Origin of the sequence: Rhodococcus sp. DMU1 (genome assembly GCF_012272955.1) — a bacterium.
In the GTDB taxonomy this organism is placed as follows: domain Bacteria; phylum Actinomycetota; class Actinomycetes; order Mycobacteriales; family Mycobacteriaceae; genus Rhodococcus; species Rhodococcus aetherivorans.
Map to the genome: position 1 here is coordinate 5,955,254 of NZ_CP050952.1, position 22,932 is coordinate 5,978,185.

At 66.5% G+C, this 22,932-nt stretch carries 17 protein-coding genes and 3 pseudogenes; 10 read left to right on the forward strand and 10 right to left on the reverse strand.

Annotation, left to right across the window (positions count from 1 at the left end):
- The first annotated feature begins 47 nt into the window (after window positions 1-47).
- The 4 genes from HFP48_RS27350 to HFP48_RS27365 all read left to right on the forward strand — a co-directional run bounded on the left by HFP48_RS27350 (window position 48) and on the right by HFP48_RS27365 (window position 7,395).
- Window positions 48-1,646: a bifunctional 3-(3-hydroxy-phenyl)propionate/3-hydroxycinnamic acid hydroxylase gene (locus tag HFP48_RS27350; protein ID WP_168580422.1), complete on the forward strand. Its 1,599-nt coding sequence runs from the start codon at window positions 48-50 to the stop codon at window positions 1,644-1,646.
- On the forward strand, window positions 1,643-2,506 hold the full coding sequence (locus tag HFP48_RS27355; RefSeq protein ID WP_072636715.1) for an alpha/beta hydrolase: 864 nt from the start codon (window positions 1,643-1,645) through the stop codon (window positions 2,504-2,506). The genes HFP48_RS27350 and HFP48_RS27355 overlap by 4 nt, the downstream gene beginning before the upstream one ends.
- Window positions 2,503-3,528: a VOC family protein gene (locus HFP48_RS27360; RefSeq protein WP_168580423.1), complete on the forward strand. Its 1,026-nt coding sequence runs from the start codon at window positions 2,503-2,505 to the stop codon at window positions 3,526-3,528. The genes HFP48_RS27355 and HFP48_RS27360 overlap by 4 nt, the downstream gene beginning before the upstream one ends.
- 552 nt (window positions 3,529-4,080) lie before the next feature.
- Window positions 4,081-7,395, forward strand: a complete 3,315-nt coding sequence (locus HFP48_RS27365; protein ID WP_168580424.1) for a protein kinase — start codon at window positions 4,081-4,083, stop codon at window positions 7,393-7,395.
- 160 nt (window positions 7,396-7,555) lie between these two features.
- Here HFP48_RS27365 and HFP48_RS27370 read toward each other — a convergent pair whose 3' ends face one another.
- From HFP48_RS27370 to HFP48_RS27410, 9 genes are all read right to left on the reverse strand, one after another.
- The gene (locus tag HFP48_RS27370; RefSeq protein WP_168580425.1) at window positions 7,556-7,702 is read right to left on the reverse strand and encodes a hypothetical protein; all 147 of its coding nucleotides are present in this window, start codon (window positions 7,700-7,702) and stop codon (window positions 7,556-7,558) included.
- A gap of 273 nt (window positions 7,703-7,975) precedes the next feature.
- Window positions 7,976-9,136, reverse strand: a complete 1,161-nt coding sequence (locus HFP48_RS27375) for a thiolase family protein (protein WP_168580426.1) — start codon at window positions 9,134-9,136, stop codon at window positions 7,976-7,978.
- A gap of 30 nt (window positions 9,137-9,166) precedes the next feature.
- Window positions 9,167-9,946, reverse strand: a complete 780-nt coding sequence (locus tag HFP48_RS27380; RefSeq protein WP_168580427.1) for a crotonase/enoyl-CoA hydratase family protein — start codon at window positions 9,944-9,946, stop codon at window positions 9,167-9,169.
- Entirely contained in the window at window positions 9,943-10,707 is a 765-nt protein-coding gene (locus tag HFP48_RS27385; protein ID WP_168580428.1) for an SDR family NAD(P)-dependent oxidoreductase, read from the reverse strand. The genes HFP48_RS27380 and HFP48_RS27385 overlap by 4 nt, the downstream gene beginning before the upstream one ends.
- Window positions 10,708-10,767: 60 nt before the next feature.
- Window positions 10,768-11,916 (reverse strand): acyl-CoA dehydrogenase family protein, encoded by a 1,149-nt coding sequence (locus tag HFP48_RS27390; protein WP_168580429.1) that lies wholly within the window; start codon window positions 11,914-11,916, stop codon window positions 10,768-10,770.
- 47 nt (window positions 11,917-11,963) lie between these two features.
- A complete protein-coding gene (locus tag HFP48_RS27395) occupies window positions 11,964-13,154 on the reverse strand; it encodes a CoA transferase (RefSeq protein ID WP_168580430.1) in 1,191 nt (396 codons plus the stop codon).
- Window positions 13,151-14,407: an MFS transporter gene (locus HFP48_RS27400; RefSeq protein ID WP_168580431.1), complete on the reverse strand. Its 1,257-nt coding sequence runs from the start codon at window positions 14,405-14,407 to the stop codon at window positions 13,151-13,153. Before HFP48_RS27400 ends, HFP48_RS27395 begins: the two co-directional genes overlap by 4 nt.
- 232 nt (window positions 14,408-14,639) lie before the next feature.
- On the reverse strand, window positions 14,640-15,656 hold the full coding sequence (locus HFP48_RS27405) for a LysR substrate-binding domain-containing protein (protein WP_210432787.1): 1,017 nt from the start codon (window positions 15,654-15,656) through the stop codon (window positions 14,640-14,642).
- 330 nt (window positions 15,657-15,986) lie between these two features.
- Window positions 15,987-16,595: a TetR/AcrR family transcriptional regulator gene (locus HFP48_RS27410; RefSeq protein ID WP_168580432.1), complete on the reverse strand. Its 609-nt coding sequence runs from the start codon at window positions 16,593-16,595 to the stop codon at window positions 15,987-15,989.
- 153 nt (window positions 16,596-16,748) lie between these two features.
- Here HFP48_RS27410 and HFP48_RS27415 point away from each other — a divergent pair.
- From HFP48_RS27415 to HFP48_RS27440, 6 genes and pseudogenes are all read left to right on the forward strand, one after another.
- A pseudogene (locus HFP48_RS27415) lies at window positions 16,749-17,965 on the forward strand (acetyl-CoA C-acetyltransferase).
- A 15-nt stretch (window positions 17,966-17,980) separates the two neighbouring features.
- Window positions 17,981-18,712 carry an SDR family NAD(P)-dependent oxidoreductase gene (locus tag HFP48_RS27420; RefSeq protein ID WP_168580433.1) on the forward strand — a complete coding sequence of 244 codons (732 nt, stop codon included), beginning with the start codon at window positions 17,981-17,983 and terminating at the stop codon, window positions 18,710-18,712.
- Between the two features lie 21 nt (window positions 18,713-18,733).
- Window positions 18,734-20,527, forward strand: coding sequence for an acyl-CoA dehydrogenase (locus tag HFP48_RS27425; protein WP_168580434.1), 1,794 nt, complete (start codon window positions 18,734-18,736; stop codon window positions 20,525-20,527).
- Window positions 20,528-20,547: 20 nt separating this feature from the next.
- A complete protein-coding gene (locus HFP48_RS27430; protein WP_168580435.1) occupies window positions 20,548-21,309 on the forward strand; it encodes a glucose 1-dehydrogenase in 762 nt (253 codons plus the stop codon).
- 148 nt (window positions 21,310-21,457) lie between these two features.
- Window positions 21,458-21,602 (forward strand): annotated as a pseudogene (locus tag HFP48_RS31770) (MaoC/PaaZ C-terminal domain-containing protein); the annotation flags it as partial.
- Window positions 21,603-21,696: 94 nt separating this feature from the next.
- Window positions 21,697-21,893, forward strand: a pseudogene (locus HFP48_RS27440) (acyl-CoA dehydrogenase family protein); the annotation flags it as partial.
- 60 nt (window positions 21,894-21,953) lie between these two features.
- Here HFP48_RS27440 and HFP48_RS27445 read toward each other — a convergent pair.
- Window positions 21,954-22,682, reverse strand: coding sequence for a GntR family transcriptional regulator (locus HFP48_RS27445; protein ID WP_231772256.1), 729 nt, complete (start codon window positions 22,680-22,682; stop codon window positions 21,954-21,956).
- Between the last annotated feature and the right edge of the window lie 250 nt (window positions 22,683-22,932).

Sequence of the window (22,932 nt, forward strand, 5' to 3'; positions counted from 1 at the left end):
CCACCCCGCCGATCGACACCCTTCCCCGCTCGACGAGAGGTCTCGACGTGACCGACATCCCGCACTACGACGTCGCCGTCATCGGCTACGGCCCCACCGGCGTGACCGCCGCGAACATCCTCGGCCAGATCGGATTGAAAGTGCTTGTGATCGAGCGCAATCCGGATATCTACGGCAGGGCGAGGGCAATCTCCACCGACGAGGAGGTGCTGCGAATCTGGCAGCAGGTCGGCCTGGCGGACCGCCTGCAGGAGGACATGCTCGCCGGCAACGCCGCTACCTTCGTCGACGCGAACGGCGCACCGTTCACGGAGATCGCACCGGTGTCCCACGGATCCGGTCACCCGCCTCAGCAGTTCATCTACCAGCCCGCACTCGAGAAAGTGCTGCGCGGCGGGGTCGAACGATTCCCCAACGTGGATGTCCTGCTCGAGCACGAGTGCCTGCGGGTCCTCCAGGACGCGACCGGGGTCGAGCTGATGCTGGCCGACCTACGGAACGACGCCTTCGAACGCGTGCGTGCGTCCTACGTGATCGCCGCCGACGGTGGCGCGAGCCCCACCCGTGCTCAGCTCGGGATCGGCTACGAGGGCCGGACCTACGCCGAACGGTGGGTGGTCATCGATACGAAGGTGCTGCAGGAGTGGCCGGGCCACGATCGGCTCCGGTTCCACTGCAACCCCGACCGTCCGACCGTGGACTGCCCGACACCGCTCGGACACCACCGGTGGGAATTCCCGGTCCGCGACGACGAGGACGAGGACGAACTGGTCACCGACGCAGCGATCTGGCGCGTACTCAACAACCAGGGCATCACCGACACGCAGGTGAAGATTCTCCGCGCAGTCGTCTACAGCCACCACGTGCGCTTCGCCGACCGCTGGCGCGTCGGCCGGGTCTTCCTCGCCGGCGACGCCGCCCACGCGATGCCGCCGTGGATCGGCCAGGGCATGTCCGCCGGGGTGCGCGACGTGGCAAACCTGTGCTGGAAGCTCGCCGCAGTGCTCGACGGCACCCTGCCCGAATCGATCCTCGACAGCTATCAACTGGAACGCCTGCCCCATGTGCGGGAGGTGACCGACCGCGCGGTCAAGGTGGGCCGGCTCATCACCCAGCGGCACGCTGTACTCGCGGCCGTGCGTGATCGGTTCTTCCGGATTGCCATGCGGGTACCGGGGATTCCCGAATGGCTACGCGACAATCGGTGGATCCCGGACGCCTTCTACCCCCGAGGCCTGCTGGCCGGCCCGAAGGCGGTCGCGTCGGCGGCGGTGGGATGGCTCGTACCGCAGCCGTGGGTGCTGGACGAGAAGGGCAGCCTCGAACGCCTCGACGACGTGCTCGGTGGGCGATGGACGATCCTGCATGTCGGCTCGCCGGACTCGTGGCCCGGCTGGCGCACCGCCGGCGTACCGACCGTGCGCCTGGCCGGTCCCGGCGCCGCCCCGGCCGCCGACACCGTCGTCGACACGAACGGCACCCTGATCCGGTGGATGCGCGCCAAGGGTGCCACCGTCCTGGCCCTGCGGCCGGACGGGGTCGTCTACGCCGCCGCCGGACCCGACACCAACCTGGCGCCGCCCCCGCCGGGAATGAAAGCCGCCTCATCCATTCGCCTTTCCGAGGAAACGGAGACCCTCGCATGACCCGCACAGCGCTGACCGAACGCACCGTGACCGTCGCCGGCAAGGACATCTTCTTCGCCGAAACCGGAGAAGGGCCGGCGGTACTACTGCTGCACGGCGGCGGGCCCGGCGCCTCCGGGGTGTCCAACTATTCCCGCAACATCGACGAGCTCGCCCGGAAGTTCCGGGTGATCGTGCCGGACCTGCCCGGTTACGGACGCTCGAGCAAGGGCGTCGACCGGTCCGATCCGTTCGGCTACCTCGCCGACAACATCCGCGGACTGCTCGACGCCCTGAACCTCGGCCGTGCCCACCTGGTCGGCAACTCCTACGGCGGTGCCTGCGCCCTCCGCCTGGCTCTCGACACCCCGGAACGGGTCGAGAAGATGGTGCTCATGGGCCCCGGTGGCATCGGCACCACGCGCGGGCTGCCCACTCCCGGCCTGCAATCGCTGCTGTCGTACTACACCGGCGACGGTCCCTCACGCGACAAGCTCGAAGGCTTCATTCGCAAGTACCTGGTCTTCGACGGGGCCACCGTACCCGACGAGGTGATCGACGAACGCTACCGGTCGAGCATCGATCCGGCCGTGGTGGCCGATCCGCCGCTGCGCCGTCCCTCCGGGCCCGGCGCCCTGCGCACGCTGTGGGGCATGGACTTCACCCGCGACCGGCGACTGCGCCGGCTCGCCACCCCCACGCTGGTGATCTGGGGCGCCGACGACAAGGTCAATCGTCCGAGTGGTGGCCGCATGCTGGCACACACCATGCCCAACTGCGACCTGCTGCTCGCCGCAAACACCGGCCACTGGGTGCAGTGGGAACGCGCCGACTTCTTCAACGCCGTCACCACGGCCTTCCTCACCGGGAGCACCCGATGACCACCGCGGACTCGCTGTTCGGCTCCGTCCACCTCGGTTACGTCGTCATCGAGACGAACAAGTTCGCCGACTGGCACCGCTTCGGCCGCGACGCGATCGGCCTGCACGCCGACCGGCTTTCCGCCCAGGCCATGCGATTTCGGCTCGACGACCACGAATGCCGGTTCCTGCTGCAACGCGGCGACGCGGAGGACGTCACCGCCCTGGGCTGGGAGATCGACGATCACGGATCGTTCGACCGAATCGTCGCCCGGGTGCGCGACCGCGGCGTCCCGGTCACCGAAGGCACCGACGAGGAGGCGGCCCTGCGCGGCGTCGAACGCCTGCTGCGTTTCCCCGGGCCGAAGGACATCGACCAGGAGATCTTCACCCGTGCCCGCACCACCACCACGCCGCTGGCGATGAGCAACGCCGGATTCGTCACCGGCGCATCGGGAATGGGACACGTAGCGATCACCTCGACCCGGCCGCACACGCTGCACGGCTACTACGGCATCGTCTTCGACGCCCGGCTGTCCGACTACATCGACGAAACCATCAGCGGTGCCAAACTCAAGATCCGCTTCCTGCGCGTCAACGAACGCCACCACTCGGTGGCGATCGCCGCGGTCCGCGGTCTTCCCGTCGACCCGGTCCGCACCCGGATCCAGCACCTGAACATCCAGGTCACCGAGCTCGACGACATGACCCGGTCCTACCAGCGTGTCAAGGAACTCGGCTTCGAGATGGCCCTCGGCGTCGGCCAGCATACAAACGATCGCGAGCTGTCCTACTACGCTCGCACACCGTCCGGGTTCGAGTGGGAGGTCGGCTGGAACCCCATCGTGGTCGACGAATCCACCTGGGAGCCGACCACGCACCGCGGCATCAGCATCTGGGGCCACACCCCCGAGGGGCAGACCGTCGTCGACAAGCTGGTCCAGTTCAAGACGGCCGCACTGTCGCTGCGCCGCCCCGAGCAGACCGTCCCCGCGCTCAGCGGAACCGGAATCGCCGACGACTGCTCGATACGAATCCGTTGAACGGCGGTGCCGGTAGGACCGGCGACTATGGGTGCACCTGTGGAGGTATTCGTCGACGGCTTTGTGGATGAGTGCCCTGCGCTTGCGGGGTTGGCTTGCGGCGAATTCGTCGAGTTGGTCGCTGAGTGGTTTGGTAGGCGGCCTTGGCGGCGGGGGATGCGCTTCGGCGGTTCTACCGCGCCGACTGCGCCGACGGACTACCGAGTGCACCTCGGGCCGGTCGGCCCCGCGTGCGCTCCGTTCGCGGCCTCGATACCGCCACGACGGGGTCAGAGTCACGGCCTGACCCCTGCCTACAGTCCCGGTGCCGTCGCAGGGCACGGGAACCGCATCAAGTGTTCACACGTAAGACGTACGGACGTGCCGGCTTCGACCCGCTCCGCGAACGAACCCTCCTCGGCAGCTGATGGCGGCCGTCACGGCAGATGGGCCCGAGCCTGTCTCTGTCCATGGTTCGGATAGCTGCGATATGGAGATACCCTGAAAGGGCGTCGTCGAGAGGTAGGCGGATGGCACCAGGGATTCCCGGGCGGTACAGGGACGGATAGCACGTTGGCGATCGACGACGAGCCGCTCCGAACCCAGCGCGATACCGTCTCCGCGACGGTGAACGAGCTGCGCGCGGCCGGGTTCGATGACGCCCAGGAGATCGGACGCGGAGGCTTCGGTGTGGTCTATCGCTGCACCCAGTCCGCTCTGGATCGCACGGTGGCAGTGAAGGTGCTCACCGACGACCTCGACGAGGAGAACCAGGCCCGATTCCTCCGAGAGCAGCAGGCAATGGGCCGACTGACCGGGCACCCGAACGTCGTGAGTGTGCTCGCGGTCGGCGTCACCGACAGCGGACGTCCCTTCCTGGTAATGCCCTACCATTCGCAGAACTCGCTCGACGCGCGGATTCGCAGGCACGGCCCGCTCTCGGTGCCGGAGACGCTGCGGTTGGGAGTGAAGATGGCCGGTGCCCTCGAAACGGCGCACCGATTAGGCATAGTGCACCGCGACGTCAAACCCGGCAATATCCTGCTCACCGACTACGGCGAACCGTCGCTGACCGACTTCGGTATCGCGCACATCACCGGTGGTTTCGAAACCGCGACCGGCACGATTGCCGGATCTCCCGCGTTCACCGCCCCGGAGGTGCTCGGTGGTGACCCGCCGACTCCTTCCTCCGACGTATATGGGCTCGGGGCAACACTGTTCGCGGCGCTGACCGGGCATGCGGCATTCGAGCGCCGTAGCGGTGAACAGGTGGTGGCCCAATTCCTACGGATCACCACCCAACCAGCGCCGAGCCTCCGCGAATCCGGTATCGAAGCCGACGTCGCCGCGGTGGTGGAACGCGCGATGTCCCGGGATGCGGGCGAGCGACCCACGGCGGCGGCGCTGGGCGAGGCACTGCAGGAAGTCCAACTCCACCGCGGTGTCCCCGTCGACGAGATGGCGCTACGCCTTGTCCTCGACGCAGAGCGGGACACAGGCGACCCTGTGCCTCTGTCGGCAGGGCGGTCACCCGCCCAGCGACTCCCGTCTCCTTTGCAACCGGGAACGGTTGTCGATGGCGGTCTTCCCCTGGAGTTGACGAGCTTCATCGGCCGGCGAACAGAGCTCACGGAGGCCAAGAGACTACTGTCGAGGTCACGACTGGTCACCTTGACCGGGATCGGCGGTGTCGGAAAAACCCGACTGGCGTTGCGAGTCGCGACCAACACCCGGCGCGGCTTCGCCGACGGAGCCCGGCTGGTTGAGTTGGGCGACCTGCGCGACGGCTCGTTGGTGGGCGAGGTCGTCGCGGCCGGGTTGGGGATACGGAACCGCTCCCCGAAACCTCTGCAGACCCTCGTGGAGTTCCTGGCAGCTCGGCAGATGCTGCTGGTGCTCGACAACTGTGAGCAGGTTGTGGACGCGGCGGCGGACCTCATTGAGACACTGCTGCGCACCTGCCCTGGCCTGCGGATTCTCGCGACGAGTCGCGAAATCCTCGATGTTCCCGGGGAAGCCGTCCTCCGCGTGCAACCGCTGACTGTTCCGGAAACAGACCGGCAACCGTCGCTGAAGGGGCTGCCCAGCTACGACGCAGTGACGTTGTTCGCCGAGCGGGCCGCCGCCGCGGTGCCCGGCTTCGAGGTCACCGCGGACAACGCGGGCACTGTCGCTCGAATCTGCGCCCGGCTGGATGGTCTGCCCTTGGCTATCGAATTGGCGGCGGCGCGGCTGCGCACGATGTCGCCGGACCAAATCCTGCAGCGGTTGACCAACCGGTACGCGCTGCTGACCCGCGGCAGCCGCAGCGCGCCGACCCGTCAGCAGACCTTGCGGTGGAGTATCGACTGGAGCTATGAACTGTGCTCCCCTGCAGAACAGCAGCTCTGGGCCCGGCTGTCGGTCTTCGCCGGCAGCTTCGAACTCGATGCTGCCGAGCAGGTGTGCATGTACGACGCCGAACCCGCCGATCTCGCCGATCTCGTCGCGTCGCTGGTGGACAAGTCGATCCTCATTCGTGGGGACTCGGGGGCGATGGTGCGTTTCCGGATGCTCGAAACGTTACGCGACTATGGCAGGGACAAGCTCGAGCAGGCGGGCGCGCTCGTAAACCTCCGCCGACGTCACCGCAGCTGGTACCGGCAGCTGGCCTTGGACGCAGAGTCCGGATGGATCAGCCCTCTCCAGCTCGGATGGCTCTCCCGGCTCGAGCGAGAACAATCCAACCTGCGCGAAGCGATGGAATTCAGCCTGCCCGAGGCCGACGACGCTTCGGCCCAGGCGGGGCTCGAGATCGTCACCGCCTTGTTTCCGTTCTGGCTCTCCCGGGGCCTGCTCCGCGAGGGACGCCGTTGGCTCGACCGAGCGCTGACGCTGCGGGATGAACAGGACACCGCCCTTCGGGTCAAGGTGCTGTATTCGGCCAGCATCCTTGCCAGCCGTCACGAAGACCTGGAGCGGGCAGCCGCGCTGACCGAGGAAGGCCGTGTCCTGGCCGAGGCCCATGGAAGTGCACTCGATCGTGCGCTCATGCAGCACGCCGCCGGTGTTCACGCCCTGCACAGCGGCCATCCGGAGCGCGCCGTGGGCTCTTTCACCGCGGCCCTCGATGTACTGCGCGGCGCACGCAGCCTCCTTGCGTACATCACGACTCTGCACGCACTGGGATTGGCCCACGAGATTCTTGGGCACGCCGAAGACGCTGCTGGCTGTCTCGAAGAGGCGATCCGAATTGCCGAATCACACGGTGAATCGGTGTCCTGCGGCCGCTCGGCCTTGACTCTGGGGCTAGTGAGGTGGCGAGAGGGCGACCGTGATCGCGCCGTGATGCTGTTGCGAAAGGGACTCGAACTGGCCCGCTTGGTCGACGATCCCTTCGGGGCCACCTGGTGCCTGGAAATCCTCGCCTGGATCTCGTCCCACGAGAACCGATTCCACCGCGCCGCTGTCCTGATGGCAGCTGCCGAGGTACTACGACGGAGGGTGGGCACCTCCATCGTTCAAATCCCGGACTTGACCGAATCTCACGAGGAATGCGAGCGCATCACGCGCCGCTCACTCGGACCGCGGGCGTTCGCGGCCGCATCCCGCGAGGGCGAAGCGCTGGGTTTCGCCGCCGGTGCCGCCTATGCCCTCGATGAACAGGCATCGACTGCATCACCACACGTCGGTCCCGCGACGGTACTCACCAAACGCGAACGCCAGGTCGTAGACCTGGTCGCACAGGGCCTGACCAACAGAGCGATCGCCGCCCGACTCGTGATCTCCCCGCGCACCGTACAGAGCCACGTCGAGCACGTCCTCACAAAACTCGGTATTTCCTCCCGCACACAGATTGCGGCCTGGACCGCCGGACAGGCCGCCGATCGCGGGGCTGATGAGAGATAAACGTGTCTCGCATACCGTGCACGGCCCAACGGCGCCTCCCGAGGCTCCGATAGGTCGCTGGTGCGGTTGCATCAGACGCTCTCGGGAGGGATAAGACGGCAGTCGGCTGGTCTTCGGCGGATTGGAGGCTGGAGGGGCACTTTGGGCTGATGTACCCCGGTCAGCATCTTGCTTCGACTCGGCACGTGTCGTCCCAGTCCGGCAGTTCGGCCAGATCAGGGGCCAACAGGCGGTCGAGCAGCACGATCGGCACGGCCAGCAACCATGACATCGGTACAGTGAAGAGTTTGTCGATAATGATATTCATCTCAGAGCTCCTGGCTCTAGAAGCGGGGTTGGTCGCGGCTCAGGTGACGCACGCGGCGCCGCAGGTCCAGCGACGGAAGAACTGAGCGGTGTACGTGAAGAACGACAGGTCCGGATGCAAGTCCGCGGCCGAAGCCGCGAAAGTGGCGGATGCCGACAAGTGGCTCGTCTGCGGTTGGAACGGCACGGCCGGTACATGGACGGCGCGTCCCGACCCCTGACAATCCCCACCTGGGAACGGGATTCACCGCGGAGGCTTATTCGGGGTGTCGGGTCAGCGATCAACGAGGTTCTCGAAGATGGTGGCGTTGGCCATACCGCCACCCTCGCACATCGTCTGCAGCCCGTACCGGATACCCTCGGCGCGCATGTGGTGGACGAGAGTTGTGGCCAGGCGCGCTCCCGAGCCGCCGAGCGGATGGCCGACCGCGATCGCCCCGCCCAGCGCATTCACACGATTCTCCGGGGCTCCGGTCGCTCGGAGCCATGCACCGACGACGCTGGCGAACGCCTCGTTGACCTCGAAGGCGCCGATGTCCTCGAGGGTCAGGCCTGCCCGGTCGAGTACCCGCGCCGTCGCGGGGATCGGCCCGGCCAGCATGGTGACGGGGTCGTCGCCGACCACCGTCGCCGTGTGCACCCGCGCCAGTGGTGTGAGTCCCAGCTGCCGGGCGCGTTCTCCGGACATCATCAGCAGCGCGGCTGCGCCGTCGGAGATCTGAGACGCGTTGCCCGCGGTGACCCGCCCGTCCTCGCCGAGGACCGGATCCAGCTGACCGAGCTTCTCGAGGGTCGTGGCCCGGCGAACTCCTTCGTCGAATTCGAGCTTCGTGCCGTCCGGCAGAGTCACCGGCACGATCTCACCGGCGAAGCGACCGTCGTCGACCGCACGGGCCGCCCGCTGGTGTGAGCGCAGGCTGTACTCGTCGAGCCAGGTGCGGCTCAACTCGTACCGGCCGGCGAGAGTCTCGGCACCTCGAATCTGGTTGAATTCGACACCCTCGTATCGCCGCCGGATCGCGTCGCTGTTCGGGTCACCGAGGCCGACGCGCCGCGCCGATCCCATCGGGATCCGGGTCATCGATTCGACGCCACCCGCAACAGCGATGTCGTACTGGCCGGAAATGATACCCGCGGCGGCGAAATGCAGTGCCTGCTGGCTGGATCCGCACTGCCGCTCGATGGTGGTGCCGGGCACCGACTCCGGCCAGCCCGCGGCGAGGACGGCGTTGCGTGCGATGTTGCCGGCTTGTTCGCCGACTTGGCCGACACACCCCCACACGACGTCGTCCACGGACCCGGCATCGATCCCGGTGCGATCGAGCAGCGCGGTCAGGACGGTCGCGGACAGATCGACTGGGTGGACGTCCGCCAGCGCGCCCTTGCGACGCCCGATGGGGCTCCGGACGGCTTCGACGATGACTGCATCACGCATGGGGTGTTCCTCTTCTCTCGTTGTCGGTAGTCACGACGCGGTCCAGACCGGGGTGCGCCGTTCGGTGAAGGCGGCCGCACCCTCACGCGCGTCGTTCGAGCCGAACACCGGCATCACGATGCGCCTGGTTCGCTCGAAGGCCTCGACGGGCGGCCAGCCGGGCGACTCGACGACCACCTTCTTGCTGGCCTGCACCGCGAGCGGGCCGTTGGCGGCGATCTCCTCCGCGAGGGCGAGCGCCTCCGTCAGCACCTCGGACTCGGGAGCCAGTCGATTCACCAGGCCGAGCGGGTGCAGCTGAGCGGCCGTCATGGATGCCCCGGTGAGAATCATCTCCAGTGCCACCGCGCGCGGCAGCCGCACCGGCAGCCGGGTCAGGCCACCGGCGGCAGCGACCAGACCGCGACGCACCTCGGGCAGACCGAACGTGGCGGTCGGTGCGGCGACCACGAGATCGGCTGCGAGAACGATCTCGAATCCGCCGGCGAGCGCCGGACCGTCGACGGCGGCGATCAGCGGCTTGGCAGGAGGCGCCTCGACCAGCCCGGCGAACCCGCGACCCTCGATGCGGGGGCTCTCGCCCCGCAGGAAAGCCTTGAGATCCATTCCGGCACAGAAGTATCCGCCGGCGCCGGTGAGTACGCCGACACTCAGATCCGGGTCGTTGTCGAGCCGGTCCATCGCCGATGCGAGCGCACTCGCCATCTCCCGATCCACGGCGTTGCGGGCTTTCGGACGGTTGAGCGTGATCACCAGGACCCGACCTCGCCGTTCGGTCAGTACCACGTGCTCGGGAGTCTCGCCGGTCATCGGGGCGCCATCCGGATTGCGCCGTCGAGGCGGATCGTCTCGCCGTTGAGCATGCCGTTCTCGATGATGTGCGCGGCCAGCGAGGCGAACTCGGACGGCTCACCGAGGCGCTGCGGGTGCGGGACCGAGGCCGCCAGGGCCTCGCGAATATCGCTGCGGGCGTTCAGCAGAAGCGGGGTGGCGAACACGCCGGGCGCGATCGTGCACACCCGGACTCCGACACTGGCGAGGTCGCGGGCCGCAGGCAGGGTCATCCCCACCACCCCAGCCTTGGAGGTCGCATAGTTGATCTGCCCGATCTGGCCCTCGTAGGCGGCGACGGACGCGGTCAGAACGCACACACCGCGGTCGCCGTCGAGGGGCTCGTTGGCGGCCATCGATTCGGCCGCGTAGCGAAGCACGTTGAAGGTACCGATGACGTTGAGGCGGATGACCGACTCGAACGGCTCGAGGTCGGCGGCCTTGCCCTCTTTGGTGAGGATGCGCATCGGTTTGCCGCGGCCGGCGCAGTGCACGACCGCACGTACCGGGCCATGCTCGGCGGCCGCGGCGAATGCGGCGGCGACGGCGTCCGAGTCGGTGACGTCCGTCGGCACGAACTGCGCGGCCGGGCCCAGCGCTGCGGCCTGCTCGGCGCCCGGTGAGCCGGGAAGGTCGAGCAGGGTGACGGTGGCGCCGGACTCGACCAGACGGGTGGCGGTCGCCAGTCCGAGTCCGGATGCGCCGCCGGTGACGACGGCGTTGATGTCCTTGATCTGCACTTCGATGATCCTTCGATGCGGTCCGGACGCGTGGCGACCGGAGCGGGTGCGTTGAGAGGCTCAGAGCCCCATCGATTTCGAGATGACACTCTTCATGACTTCGCTGGTGCCGCCGAAGATCCGGGTGACCCGGGCGTCGGCGTACAGCCGGGCGATGGGGTACTCGGTCATGTAGCCGTAGCCGCCGTGCAGCTGCAGGCACTTGTCGATTACCCGGGCCTGCAGCTCGGTGCAGAACAGCTTCACCTTCGCTGCGTCCGCCGGGGTGAGTGTGCCGTTGTCGAGGGCGATGAGCGCCTGGTCGACCATCGATTGCCCCGCCTGCAGGTCGGTCGCGCATTCGGCGAGTACGAACTTGGTGTTCTGGAAGTTGGCCAGCGGCGTGCCGAACACCTGGCGTTCCCGGGCGTATTCGAGGGCGAGGTTGACTGCCGCGGTGGCGGTGGCGAGACCGGTGATTGCGATCGACAGTCGCTCCTGCGGCAGGTTGTGTGCCAGCATCGCGAATGCGGCGCCCTCCTCGCCGAGGAGGTTCCTGGCCGGTACGCGGACGTTGTCGAACGTCAACTCGGCGGTGTCGGACGACTTCATGCCGATCTTGTGCAGGTTGCGGCCCCGGATGAATCCGGGCATGTCCCCCTCGACGACGAGCAACGACAGTCCTTTGCGGCGGTTCTCCGGATCCTTGGAAGTGCGTGCCACCACGATCACCAGTTCGGCGTTGATTCCGCCGGTGATGAAGGTCTTGTTGCCGTTGAGGATGTAGTCGTCGCCGTCCCGGACGGCGGTGGTGGCGACGCCCGCGAGGTCCGAGCCGATGCCGGGTTCGGTCATGGCGATTGCGCTGACCAGGTTGCCGTCGGCGAAGCCCGGGAACCAACGGTCGCGCTGTTCCTCGTTGGCGTACTCGAGGAAGTACGGCAGCACCGTGTTCAGGTGCACCTGGAATCCGCCGAGCGAGGCGGCGGCGTAGCCGATCTCCTCGTAGACGACGGTGTTGAACAGGAAGCTGTCGATGCCGCCGCCGCCGTACTGTTCGGGAACCTGCAGACCGTTGATACCGATCTCTGCGGTCTTCTTGTAGAAGTCGCGGGGGATGCAGCCCTGAGCCTCCCAGTCGGGCAGGTTCGGAGTGATTTCCTTGGCGATGAATTGGCGGACCGTGTCGCGGAAGGCGTCGTGGTCTTCGGTGAAGATGTTGCGTTGCATGGTGATTCCTTTGAGAAGGCGGGCTGTCGGCAGGCGGGTTCCGATGTCTAGCGGAGGCGGACGATGTCGGAGGCGACCAGGGCGTCGACCGCGGCGGCGGGGTAGCCGAGTTCGGCGAGCAGCTCGGCGGTGTGCTGACCCAGGTCCGGGTCGCCTTCGCTGCCGGGCTTGGGCATGCTGCCAAGGTGCCAGGGTGACCCGAGGGCGGTGTGCGATGCCCCGTCCGTGTCGCTGACTTCGATGAACAACCCGGACGCTTCGACGTCGGCGCTGCGCATGGCCTCGGGGTAGGTGTTGATCCTGCCGGCCACAACTCCGTTGGTGGTCAGCAACTCCATGGCCTCGTCGCTCGTCATCGTCGAGAATGCGCTGCGCAGCTCGACCAGCATTGCCTGCCGGTTCGCCACCCGCAGGGTGTTGCTTGCAAAGCGCGGGTCCTCGGCCAGGTCGGGGCGCCCGATGAGGCGACACAATCGGTGGAAGTGCACGTCCGAGTAGGCGGACAGGACCAGGTTGCCGTCCTTGGTTGTCATCACGTCCGCGGCGGGGGCGATGCTGGGCTGTCCGTTGCCCTTGCGGATGGGCTCCTCGCCGGTGATCAGGTACTGGCCCCAGTTCGTGCCCTGCAGGTGGAGCGCGACTTCGAGCAGCGAGACCTCGACGGTGTCGCCTTCGCCGGTGCGGAGCCGGCGCACATAGGCCGCCAGGATCGCCTGGGCGCACACGTAACCGGAGGCGACGTCGACGATCTGGGCCCCCACCTTCTGCGGCTCACTGTCGGCTTCCCCGGTGACCCACATCATCCCGCTCTCGGCCTGCGCCGCGATGTCGAGCCCGGGTCGGTACTTCGACGGTCCGTGCAGACCGAATCCGCTGACGGTCGCGTAGACCATCCAGGGGTGGGCGGCGAGGACCTGCTCGGCGCCGAGTCCGAACGACTCCATGACGCCGGGGCGCAGGTTCTGCACCACGATGTCGGCGCCGGCGATCAGTTTCCGGGCGATCTCCTGTGCCTGGGGGTCCTTCAGGTCCAGCGCGATGGACCGCTTGCCGCGGTTGTAGTTCTGCAGCATGGCCTCGCCGGCTGGTCCGATCCCGCGGGCGGACTCGCCGTGCACCGGTTCGACCTTGATCACGTCCGCCCCGAGGTCCACGAGGATCTGGGTGGCGGCGGGGGCTGCGATGAACTGCCCGAAGTCGACGACGCGGACACCGTCCAGGGGCCTGTTGATGTTCATGCTGTCTCCTCGACTCGACGGCGGATGAGGGTGATGTCGCGCTCGGGGTTGACCATGAAGACTGCGATGACTGCGCCGACGATCATCAGGGCGCCGCTGGACTGGAAGCCGATCGCATAGCCGGTGATCTTGTCGACGGACGAGCCGACGGCGAAGCCGAGCACGAGCGGCGCCACCATGCCGGAGATGCTTGCGACCGCCGAGAGCATGCCCAGGACCATCCCGCGCTTCTTCGCCTGGACGACGTCGGCGATCGCGGAGAGTGCGACACCGAAGGCTGCGGTGTTCAGCGAGAACGCGAGGGCGATCAGGACCAGTTGCAGTCCGCCCTGCGGGAGTAGCGTGAACCCGGCCATCGAGATTCCGGCGGCGGCGACGAGCGCTGCGCTGAAGTAGCCGCGGGCGACCCGTCGGGAGACGCCCCGCGAGATCAGCCGGCCGGAGAACCAGCCCGCGGCGATAGCGCCGCCGGCGGCGAGCCCGTAGGGCAGCATCATGAGCTGACCGGCGGTGGCGGTGTCGTAGCCCAGGCCTTCCTGGAGGTAGACGGGCAGCCAGGCGATCTTCAGGGTGGTCGACCAGTACGAGCTGAACATCAGTACCGCGATGCCGATTACAGTGCCGGTCTTCAGGATCGTCTTGTAGGGGGCGTCGACAGTCTCGACCACCACCGTGGAAACCGAAGCCGTTTCGCCTTCACCGGCGCTGCGGCCGAGGATCAGCCAGGCCCCCGCCCACAGGATGCCGATCGCGATGAGTACATAGAACGCGGCGTGCCAATCCCAGTAGAAGATGATCCAGGTGAGTACGGGCGCGGCGATCAGAGTGCCGATCGAGGCGCCCGCGGAAACGAAGCCGCCCGCCATCGCCCGCCTCTCCGGCGGGAACCAGGAGTGCGCGGCGTGGTTGGCCAGCGCGAACGCTGGACCTTCGGCGAATCCGAGGATCACACGGCAGGCGATGAGGACGCCGAAGCTGACCGTGCCGAGCAGTGGGATCATCGTCGCGACCCAGGTCAGCATCAGGCCGGCGAGCAGCCAGCGAAGGCTTACCCGAGACGAGAGCCAGCCGAAGAACAGTGCGCCGGCAGCGAACAACCAGAAGAAGCTGCTCTGCAGGAGTCCGAACTGCTGCGAGCTCAGCCCCAGGTCGCGCTGGATCTGCACCCCGGCGAACGCGATGACGGATTTGTCGGCGTGGTTGATGAGCATGAAGAGGACGAGAAGGCCGACGACGAGCCAGGCACGTCGCATCTGCGTCGACCGTGGCGGCCGTGACCGTACCGACGGGTTCGTCGGCGTTGTTGTGTGCATCGTGGGATCCCTTCGAGAACGAGCGGCAGTGGCGCACCGACGAGCGGGGCGATGTCCGCTCCGAAGGATGATCATTAGGTGATGGAGCCGGGCGCGCCGCAATGACGTGATGTGGTACACACCATTCAAGGCGCGGAGATCGATCGAGTCAAAGACCAAAAAAGTAGAAGACCTACTGTAATTGCCTATGAATCATGGAGGCTCGGGCATTGTCCTCCCGTAGTCGGCGGTCGCCTTCTTCGCGCGTCAGTCTTCCGGCTTCGACCAGGGACAGTCCGTTGGCCATGTACCCTGCGACGGACTGGGCGAACTCCTCGAACGATGCCCGGGCGCAGACCAGGAACTCGGTCGATGCCTCCGTGATCCGTCCGGGCCGGTGGACGACGCCCATCTTGCGGGTCAGGCGCGGCGAGAGTTCCCGTACGACCCCGCCGCGGAGGATCGCGTCGAGACCGCTACGCAGCGCGACGATCGACACCCCACCGCCGGCGAGGACGATCGGCAGCACCGCGCCACGCTGGCGCACCTCCACCGCGACATCCGGCTCGACTCCGTGCAGGCGCAACGAGCGCTCGATGAAGTCGCGGGTCGCCGTACCGCGCCCACTCATCACGAAAGGGACCCCGGACAGCTGCTCGATCGGCACCGGGTCCGGCCACCGCGCATCGGTTCCCGGCGGACACACCAGGACCAGCTGCTGATCGATCAGTTCCTCGCCCACCAGCTCCTCGGCGGGCAGGGGCAGCGCGAGGATGCCCAGCTCGCACGCTCCCGACTTGACCAGGGAGACGACATCGGCGGTCTCTTCGCGTTCCTCGATCCGGAAGCGGATGTCCGGATACTGATGGCGGAACTTGGCCACCCACACAGACAATGGATCCGAGGACAGATCCGACAGAGAGGCGATATCGATCCGACCGCCGCGCATTGCACCGACATCTCGGACCGCATTCTCCGCAGCGCCCACCTCGCGCAGGATGGTGCGGGCCGGGCCGACAAGCGCCTCGCCGGCGGGAGCAAGTACCAGCCCCCGCCCGACCCGGTGAAACAACTCGACACCGAGATCCTTCTCGAGCTTGCGCACCGCCTGTGACAGGGAGGGCTGCGCTACCCGCAGCTGCGCCGCAGCTCGTGTCACCCCGCCGCAGTCGACGACGGCGAGGAAGTACTCGATCTGGCGTAGGTCCATGACCCGAATCTAGAGGCTGCACCGGTCGTGGCGTCCGAAACGCCAATCCGGGGCTCGACGATCCGAATCCCGATCAGGCAGCTGACGCTGCCCGTGCGCGTATTCGGTAGTGCCACCTACCAGAACCGCATACGGCACCGCAGCAGCGAGCGGGCCGAGAGTTCAATGCGGAATCAGATCTCTATGCCGTCGCCTGGGACAAGGTCGAATTCCTGCACGCCGGACACGCATGCGGATCTCCCCAGGGCCGGGTACTACCGCGGTTCCGGTGCGGACAGTACGAATCCTGCGGCTGCGTGGGTTCCCGGGCCAACACGGGAGCGCGCGGATTCACATGTACCCAACCATCCGCAATGCCAATTCGACAAAGCGCTCGGCCAGCGACTCGGGATCGGAGTACGCATTCGAAGGGAACCAGCGACTGACGTCGATGCCCAGCGAGGTGATCGCCAGTGTGGCCGCCGCGGAGTCGAGGGTGTGGAATTCGCCTGATGCATCGCCGGATTCGAGGATACGGTCGAACACCTTCGAGGTCGCACGCCTGATTTTGGCGATTGCCTGGAAGTGCTCGTCGGACAGTGCCCGCAACTCGTATTGGACAACCCGCGCAATTGCATGATGGCGCGCATGCCACTTGACGTAGGCGGATACCGCGGCGACCAACTGATCGCGCGGATGTGTCGCCGTGTCGGATGCTCGGGTGATCGTGTCGAGAACTGCGAGGTGGCCCTCGAGGGCGATGGCGAAGAGGAGCGACTCCTTGGTCTTGTAGTGCGGGTACACCGCGCCGGGACTGAGGTCGAGACGTGCAGCGATTTCTCGGGTACTGGCCGCTCCGTATCCCTTGGCGGCAAAGACCTCGGTGGCTGCGGCCCGTATCCGTGCCGCGGCCTTCGACGTGCCCACCTCGTAGGAAAGATCCTCCAGCGGTGCGTTCACGCGTACGACCGCCTTTCGGAGGGGGGAGGGGTTGACAGGGCTCCATTCACGGGACCAGTATATGCAATCGCATAGAAAATATGCGTTTGCATATTTCTTCGGTGTGCTCGACCTCGTCTGCACACCCCCTTCCGCCGCTGACCAGGAGTCGCCATGTCCGAGGCTGTGATCGCTTCCGTCGCCCGTTCGCCGATCGGGCGTGCCATGAAGGGGTCGCTGGTAGGTATGCGGCCGGACGACTTGGCCACGCAGATGGTCGCCGCGGCGCTGGCGAAGGTGCCCGAACTCGATCCTACGGACGTCGACGACCTGCTCCTCGGTTGCGGCCTGCCCGGCGGTGAACAAGGCTTCAACATGGCCCGCAATGTCGCGATCGAGCTGGGCTACGACTTCCTGCCCGGCACCACCGTCACCCGCTACTGCTCGTCGTCGTTGCAGACCACCCGCATGGCCTTTCACGCGATCAAGGCCGGTGAGGGGATGTGTTCGTCTCCGCCGGTGTCGAGACGGTGTCGCGGTTCGTCAAGGGCAACTCCGACTCACTGCCCGACACCCAGAATCCGCTCTACGCTGACGCGCAGGTCCGCACCGAGAAGCTCGCCCGAGGCGGACAGCAGTGGGTCGACCCCCGCGAGGAGGGGCAGGTCCCCGACGCCTACATCGCGATGGGCCAGACTGCCGAGAACGTCGCCCAGATCACCGGCGTCACCCGCGAGGAGCAGGACCGTCGGGCGGTGCGCTCGCAGAACCGCGCCGAGGACGCGATCAAGTCCGGCTTCTTCGAACGGGGGATCACCCCGGTGACGCTGCCCGACGGTACCGTCGTCTCCACCGACGACGGTCCCCGTCCGGGCACCACCTACGAGGCGGTCAGCCGACTCGCCCCGGTGTTCCGTCCCGACGGCACCATCACCGCCGGCAACGCGTGCCCGCTCAACGACGGCGCCGCCGCGCTGGTGATCATGTCCGACACCAAAGCCCAGGAGCTCGGCCTGACCCCGCTCGCGCGGATCGTCTCGACCGGAGTGTCGGGTTTGTCGCCGGAGATCATGGGTCTCGGTCCGATCGAGGCCACCCGCAAGGCCCTCGCCCTGGCCGGTAAGACGGTGTCCGACATCGATCTGTTCGAGATCAACGATGCGTTCGCCGTGCAGGTCCTGGGCTCGGTCCGGGAGATCGGCATCGACGAGGACAAGCTCAACGTTTCCGGCGGCGCGATCGCTCTCGGACACCCGTTCGGCATGACCGGGGCCCGCATCACCGCCACCCTGCTCAACAACCTGCAAACCCACGACAAGCAGTTCGGTGTTGAGACCATGTGCGTCGGCGGCGGCCAGGGCATGGCCATGGTCCTCGAACGACTTCGCTGACAGACAGGAAAATCAATGGGCAACATCATTTTCGACTTCTCCGGCCGCTCGGTCGTCGTCACGGGCGCCGCCCGCGGCATAGGCCGGGCCCTCGCCCGCCACTTCACCGAAGCCAAGGCGACGGTGTTCATGGTGGACTTCGACAAGGACGAGCTCGACCAGGCCGCCCGCGAGGTCGGAGCCATCGGCATCCCCGCCGATGTCAGCAACACCGAGGACGTCGAACGGGTCGTCTCCACCGTGATCGACGAGACCGGCCGGGTCGATGTCCTGGTCAACAACGCCGGCATCCTGCGGGACAGGGTGCTGTGGAAGCTGACCGACGACGACTGGAACCAGGTCCTCGAGGTCCACGCCGGTGGGACATTCCGATTCACCCGAGCCTGTGTGCCGCACTTTCGCAAGCAGGAGTTCGGGCGGGTCGTCAACGTCACCTCCTACACCGGACTGCGTGGCAACCGCGGCCAAGCCAACTATGCCGCCGCCAAGGCCGGCATCATCGGCTTCACCAAGACCGCCGCGAAAGAACTCGCCGCGTTCGGCGTCACCGTCAACGCCGTCTCCCCGAACGCAGCCACCCGGATGACCGCCTCCATCCCGCAAGAGAAGATCGCCGAGGTCACGGGCCCGATCCCGAGGTTCGCCGACCCGTCCGAGATGGCCGACGCCATCTGCTTCCTCGCTTCCGAGGAAGCCGGCTACATCACCGGCGCCGTCCTCCCGGTCGACGGCGGACTCTCCATTTGACCCACCATCGAACGGACACCCATGACCGACGTACTCTCCCGGCGCGACATCGACTTCCTGCTGTACGAGTGGCTCGACGTGGTGTCGCTGACCACCCGCAAGCGCTTCGCCGAACACTCCAAGGACACGTTCGACGCGGTGCTCGACCTCAGCGCCGACATCGCGCACAAGCACTTCGCCACGCACAACAAGAAGGCCGACGCCAACGAACCGACCATGCGTCCGGACGGCACTGTCGAGATGATCCCGGAGGTCCAGCAGGCACTCGACATCTTCTCGGCCGCCGGACTGACCGCCGGGCAGTTCGACGAAACCGTCGGGGGCATGCAGCTGCCCACTACGGTGGCACGGGCGGCGATGGCCTGGTTCCAGGCGGCAAACGCCGGCACCGCCGCGTACCCGTTCCTGACTGCGGCCAACGCGAATCTCATCGCAACATACGGCACCGCACAGCAGATCGACGACTACGTTCGTCCGATGCTCGAGGGCCGCTGGTTCGGCACGATGTGCCTGTCCGAGCCGCAGGCCGGGTCGTCACTGGCAGACATCACCACCCGAGCGCTGCCCCAGGACGGCAGCTACCGGTTGACCGGCACGAAGATGTGGATCTCCGGCGGCGATCACGAGCTGTCCGAGAACATCGTGCACCTGGTACTGGCAAAGACTCCCGGCGGTGGTACCGGCGTCAAGGGCATCTCGTTGTTCATCGTCCCGAAGTTCCTCCCGGGATCCGGCGGCGTACTCGGGGAGCGCAACGATGTCACGCTCGTCGGGCTCAACCACAAGATGGGCAACCGGGGAACCACCAACACCTTGCTGTCGTTCGGCGACGGAACGCATTCACCACACGGCCAGGCTGGCGCGATCGGCTTCCTTGTCGGAGAAGAACACCGCGGCCTGCCCTACATGTTCCACATGATGAACGAGGCTCGGATCGGTGTGGGATTCGTTGCAACGGCACTCGGCTACGCCGGGTACCTGCAGTCGCTCGAATATGCGAAGGTACGGACACAGGGCAGACCGGTCGGCGCGAAGGACCCGTCGGCACCGCCGGTCCCGATCATCGATCATGCCGACGTGCGGCGAATGCTGATGGCGCAGAAGTCTTATGTCGAGGGGGCCCTCGCACTGGGTCTCTACTGCTCTCGGCTGGTGGACGAACAGAACACCGCGTTCGACGAGTCCGCCGGCGCAGACGCCGGACTGCTACTCGACGTCCTGACACCGATCGCGAAGAGCTGGCCGTCGCAATGGTGCCTGGAGGCCAACAGCCTGGCGATCCAAGTACACGGAGGGTACGGCTACACCCGCGACTACGACGTCGAACAGTTCTACCGCGACAACCGCCTGAACCCGATCCACGAGGGCACACACGGCATCCAGGGGCTGGATCTGCTCGGGCGCAAGGTCGCCATGCACGACGGCGCCGGCGTGACGCTGCTCGGATCGAAGATCGCCGAGACGATCGGACGAGCACGACAGATCGGCTCCGACGCCGCGCGGTACGCCGACGAACTCGAGGGCGTGTGGGATCGAATGGTCGAGGTCACAAGCGCCTTGCTGTCGGCGCAGGACGTGGCAGCCGCACTCGCGAATTCGTCCGTGTACCTCGAGGCGTTCGGGCACACGGTCATCGCGTGGATCTGGCTCGAGCAGCTCACCTCGGTCGACGGCAAGACCGGCGACTTCTACGACGGAAAGCGGGCCGCCACCCACTACTTCTATACCTACGAGCTCAGCAAGGTCGGTCCGCAGCTCGAGCTTCTGGGACGCATGGACCGCACCCTGGTCGACCTGAATCCTGCTGTCTTCTGACTTCCGAAGGGACACTACCCATGAGTGTGCTCGACAAGTTCCGTCTCGACGACCGTGTCGTCGTCGTCACCGGCGCATCGTCCGGTCTCGGGATCGCGTTTGCGAAAGCATGCGCCGAGGCCGGCGCAGACATCGTCCTGGCGGCCCGACGGGCGGACAGGCTCGACGACACCGCCGCTCTCGTTCGCGTCGCGGGGCGCCGAGCCCTCACCGTGGCCACCGATGTCGTGGACCCCGATCAGTGCAACGCAATGGTCTCGGCGGCGATGAACGAGTTCGGCCGTGTCGATGTTCTCGTCAACAACGCCGGGATCGGGACGGCCGTTCCGGCCGTCCGTGAGACGCCGGAGCAGTTCCGCTCGGTGATCGACATCAACCTGAACGGTTCCTACTGGGCCACCCAGGCCTGCGGCCGTGTCATGCAACCTGGCAGTTCGATCGTCAACATCTCCAGCGTTATCGGGCTCACCACAGCCGGACTACCGCAAGCCGCCTACAGCGCGAGCAAAGCCGCGATCATCGGACTGACCCGGGATCTGGCCCAGCAGTGGGGATCACGCAAGGGAATTCGTGTCAACGCGATCGCGCCGGGGTTTTTCGCCACCGAAATGACCGAGCAATACAAGGGCGGATACCTCGAGTCGCTGTCCCCACGCATGGTCCTCGGACGGACCGGTGACCCGATCGAACTGGCTGCGACGGTGGTCTGGTTGGCTTCCGACGCAGCCGGTTATGTCACCGGACAGACCCTTGCGGTCGACGGCGGCGTCACCATCACCTGAAGTACCTCGTATCCACCAGGCGGACACCACCGAGGACGCGTTGCGGCCCACCCCGCACGCTCGAAAGAAGGGAAACGATGTCCACCACCATCGACGAGCCCGACGACCTGCCAGTCTCGGCGGACAACGGCTCCCCAGCGGCGACTGGATCGAGATCACCCAGGATCGTGTCGATCTCTTTGCCGAGGCCACCGACGATCACCAGTGGATTCACGTCGACGTCGATCGCATCCGCACCGAAAGCCCCCTTCGGCGGACCCATCACGCATGGCTACCTCACCCTGTCGCTGCTGAGCGACATGGTCGCCCGGATACTCGACGTCCGAGGGGCCCGACGGCTGTGAACTACGGACTGAAACAAGGTACGGTTTCCCGCGCCGGTGCCCGTCGGATCCGGCGAAGGTGAATCGATTCTGTACTGAGATGCAGGCGCGGGTCATCGACAAGTGTCTGCAACTGCACGGCGAGGACAGCTGCATGACCGAACATCCCATCGCCCGCCTGTACGCCCATACCTGCGTCACCCCATCTTCGGCGGTACCGGTGAGGTCATGAAGAGCGTCATTTCCAAGTCGCCGGGTCTGTCGACACTCGACGGATCCGGTTCACGCCGTCGGCCCCCCGGCGAGGCCGAGTGCGTGCACTCATGAGCCGGCCTCGACGAAGCTGTCCTCGGCTTCCGTCTCGTCGCTGCCCAGATGCTCCTCGGCAGAAGCGCGGATCCTGGCGATCCTGTTCCGGGCCAGATTCACGGCAAGTTCGATGTCACCGTCGCGAATCGCCTGGTGCAGGGCCCGCCAACCCTCCAGATTGAGCCTGATGGTGTCGGGGTTGGCCGCGAGAGCCAAACGCACGTACCGCAGCGTCTGCAGGGACACGGATTGGAGCAGGTCGGCAAGGATGCGGTTGTCCGACAGTTCCGCCACCTCACTGTTGAGAAGGAAGGTGGCGACGGCGTATGCGTCGACCGACTCATCAGCCGCCTGGATGATTCGTGGAATATGGCGGTCGAACAACGCGACCAGATCCTCGTGCTGTTCCAGCATTTCCTGGCGAAGGATCAGTCCATAGAGCCGGGACCGGACATCGAAGACGTCGCCGAGGTCCTTCGCTCGCGGCACCGGAACCGTCGCTCCGCGACGCGCCTGGAACTCGACAAGTCGATCACGTTCGAGGATGCGCAGTGCCTCACGTACCGGTGCCCGACTCACCTTGAGCGCGGCGCTGATGTCCTGCTCCAGGAGGCGCTGGCCTGCATGAACGTAATCGAGAACGATGATTGCTGCGAGCCTGGCGGCGATTTGCTCCGGCAGCGGGGTGGCGGCTATGGCCTCTTGCTGCCGACGCAGAATTGCCTGCTCGATGGCGACCATCCACTCGTTGCGAGGGAGCACTAGCGCAGAGGGGTCGGGCAGGTCTTGGGTTCTCCGGCGTGCCATGCGTCACACTCCTGCGTGAATTCTTCGCCGCCTTGCCCTGATTCGTAGTGGACAAGCTCAGTTTATTGTCGACGGCAATTGTATCCGGTCTTGAGTCTCGAGCCCAGGTCGGCACTCCTCGACGTGCGGCCTCTTACCCCACCGAAGAGCGGTGTTCACACCTCCGACGGGCAGGCCGCCGTAG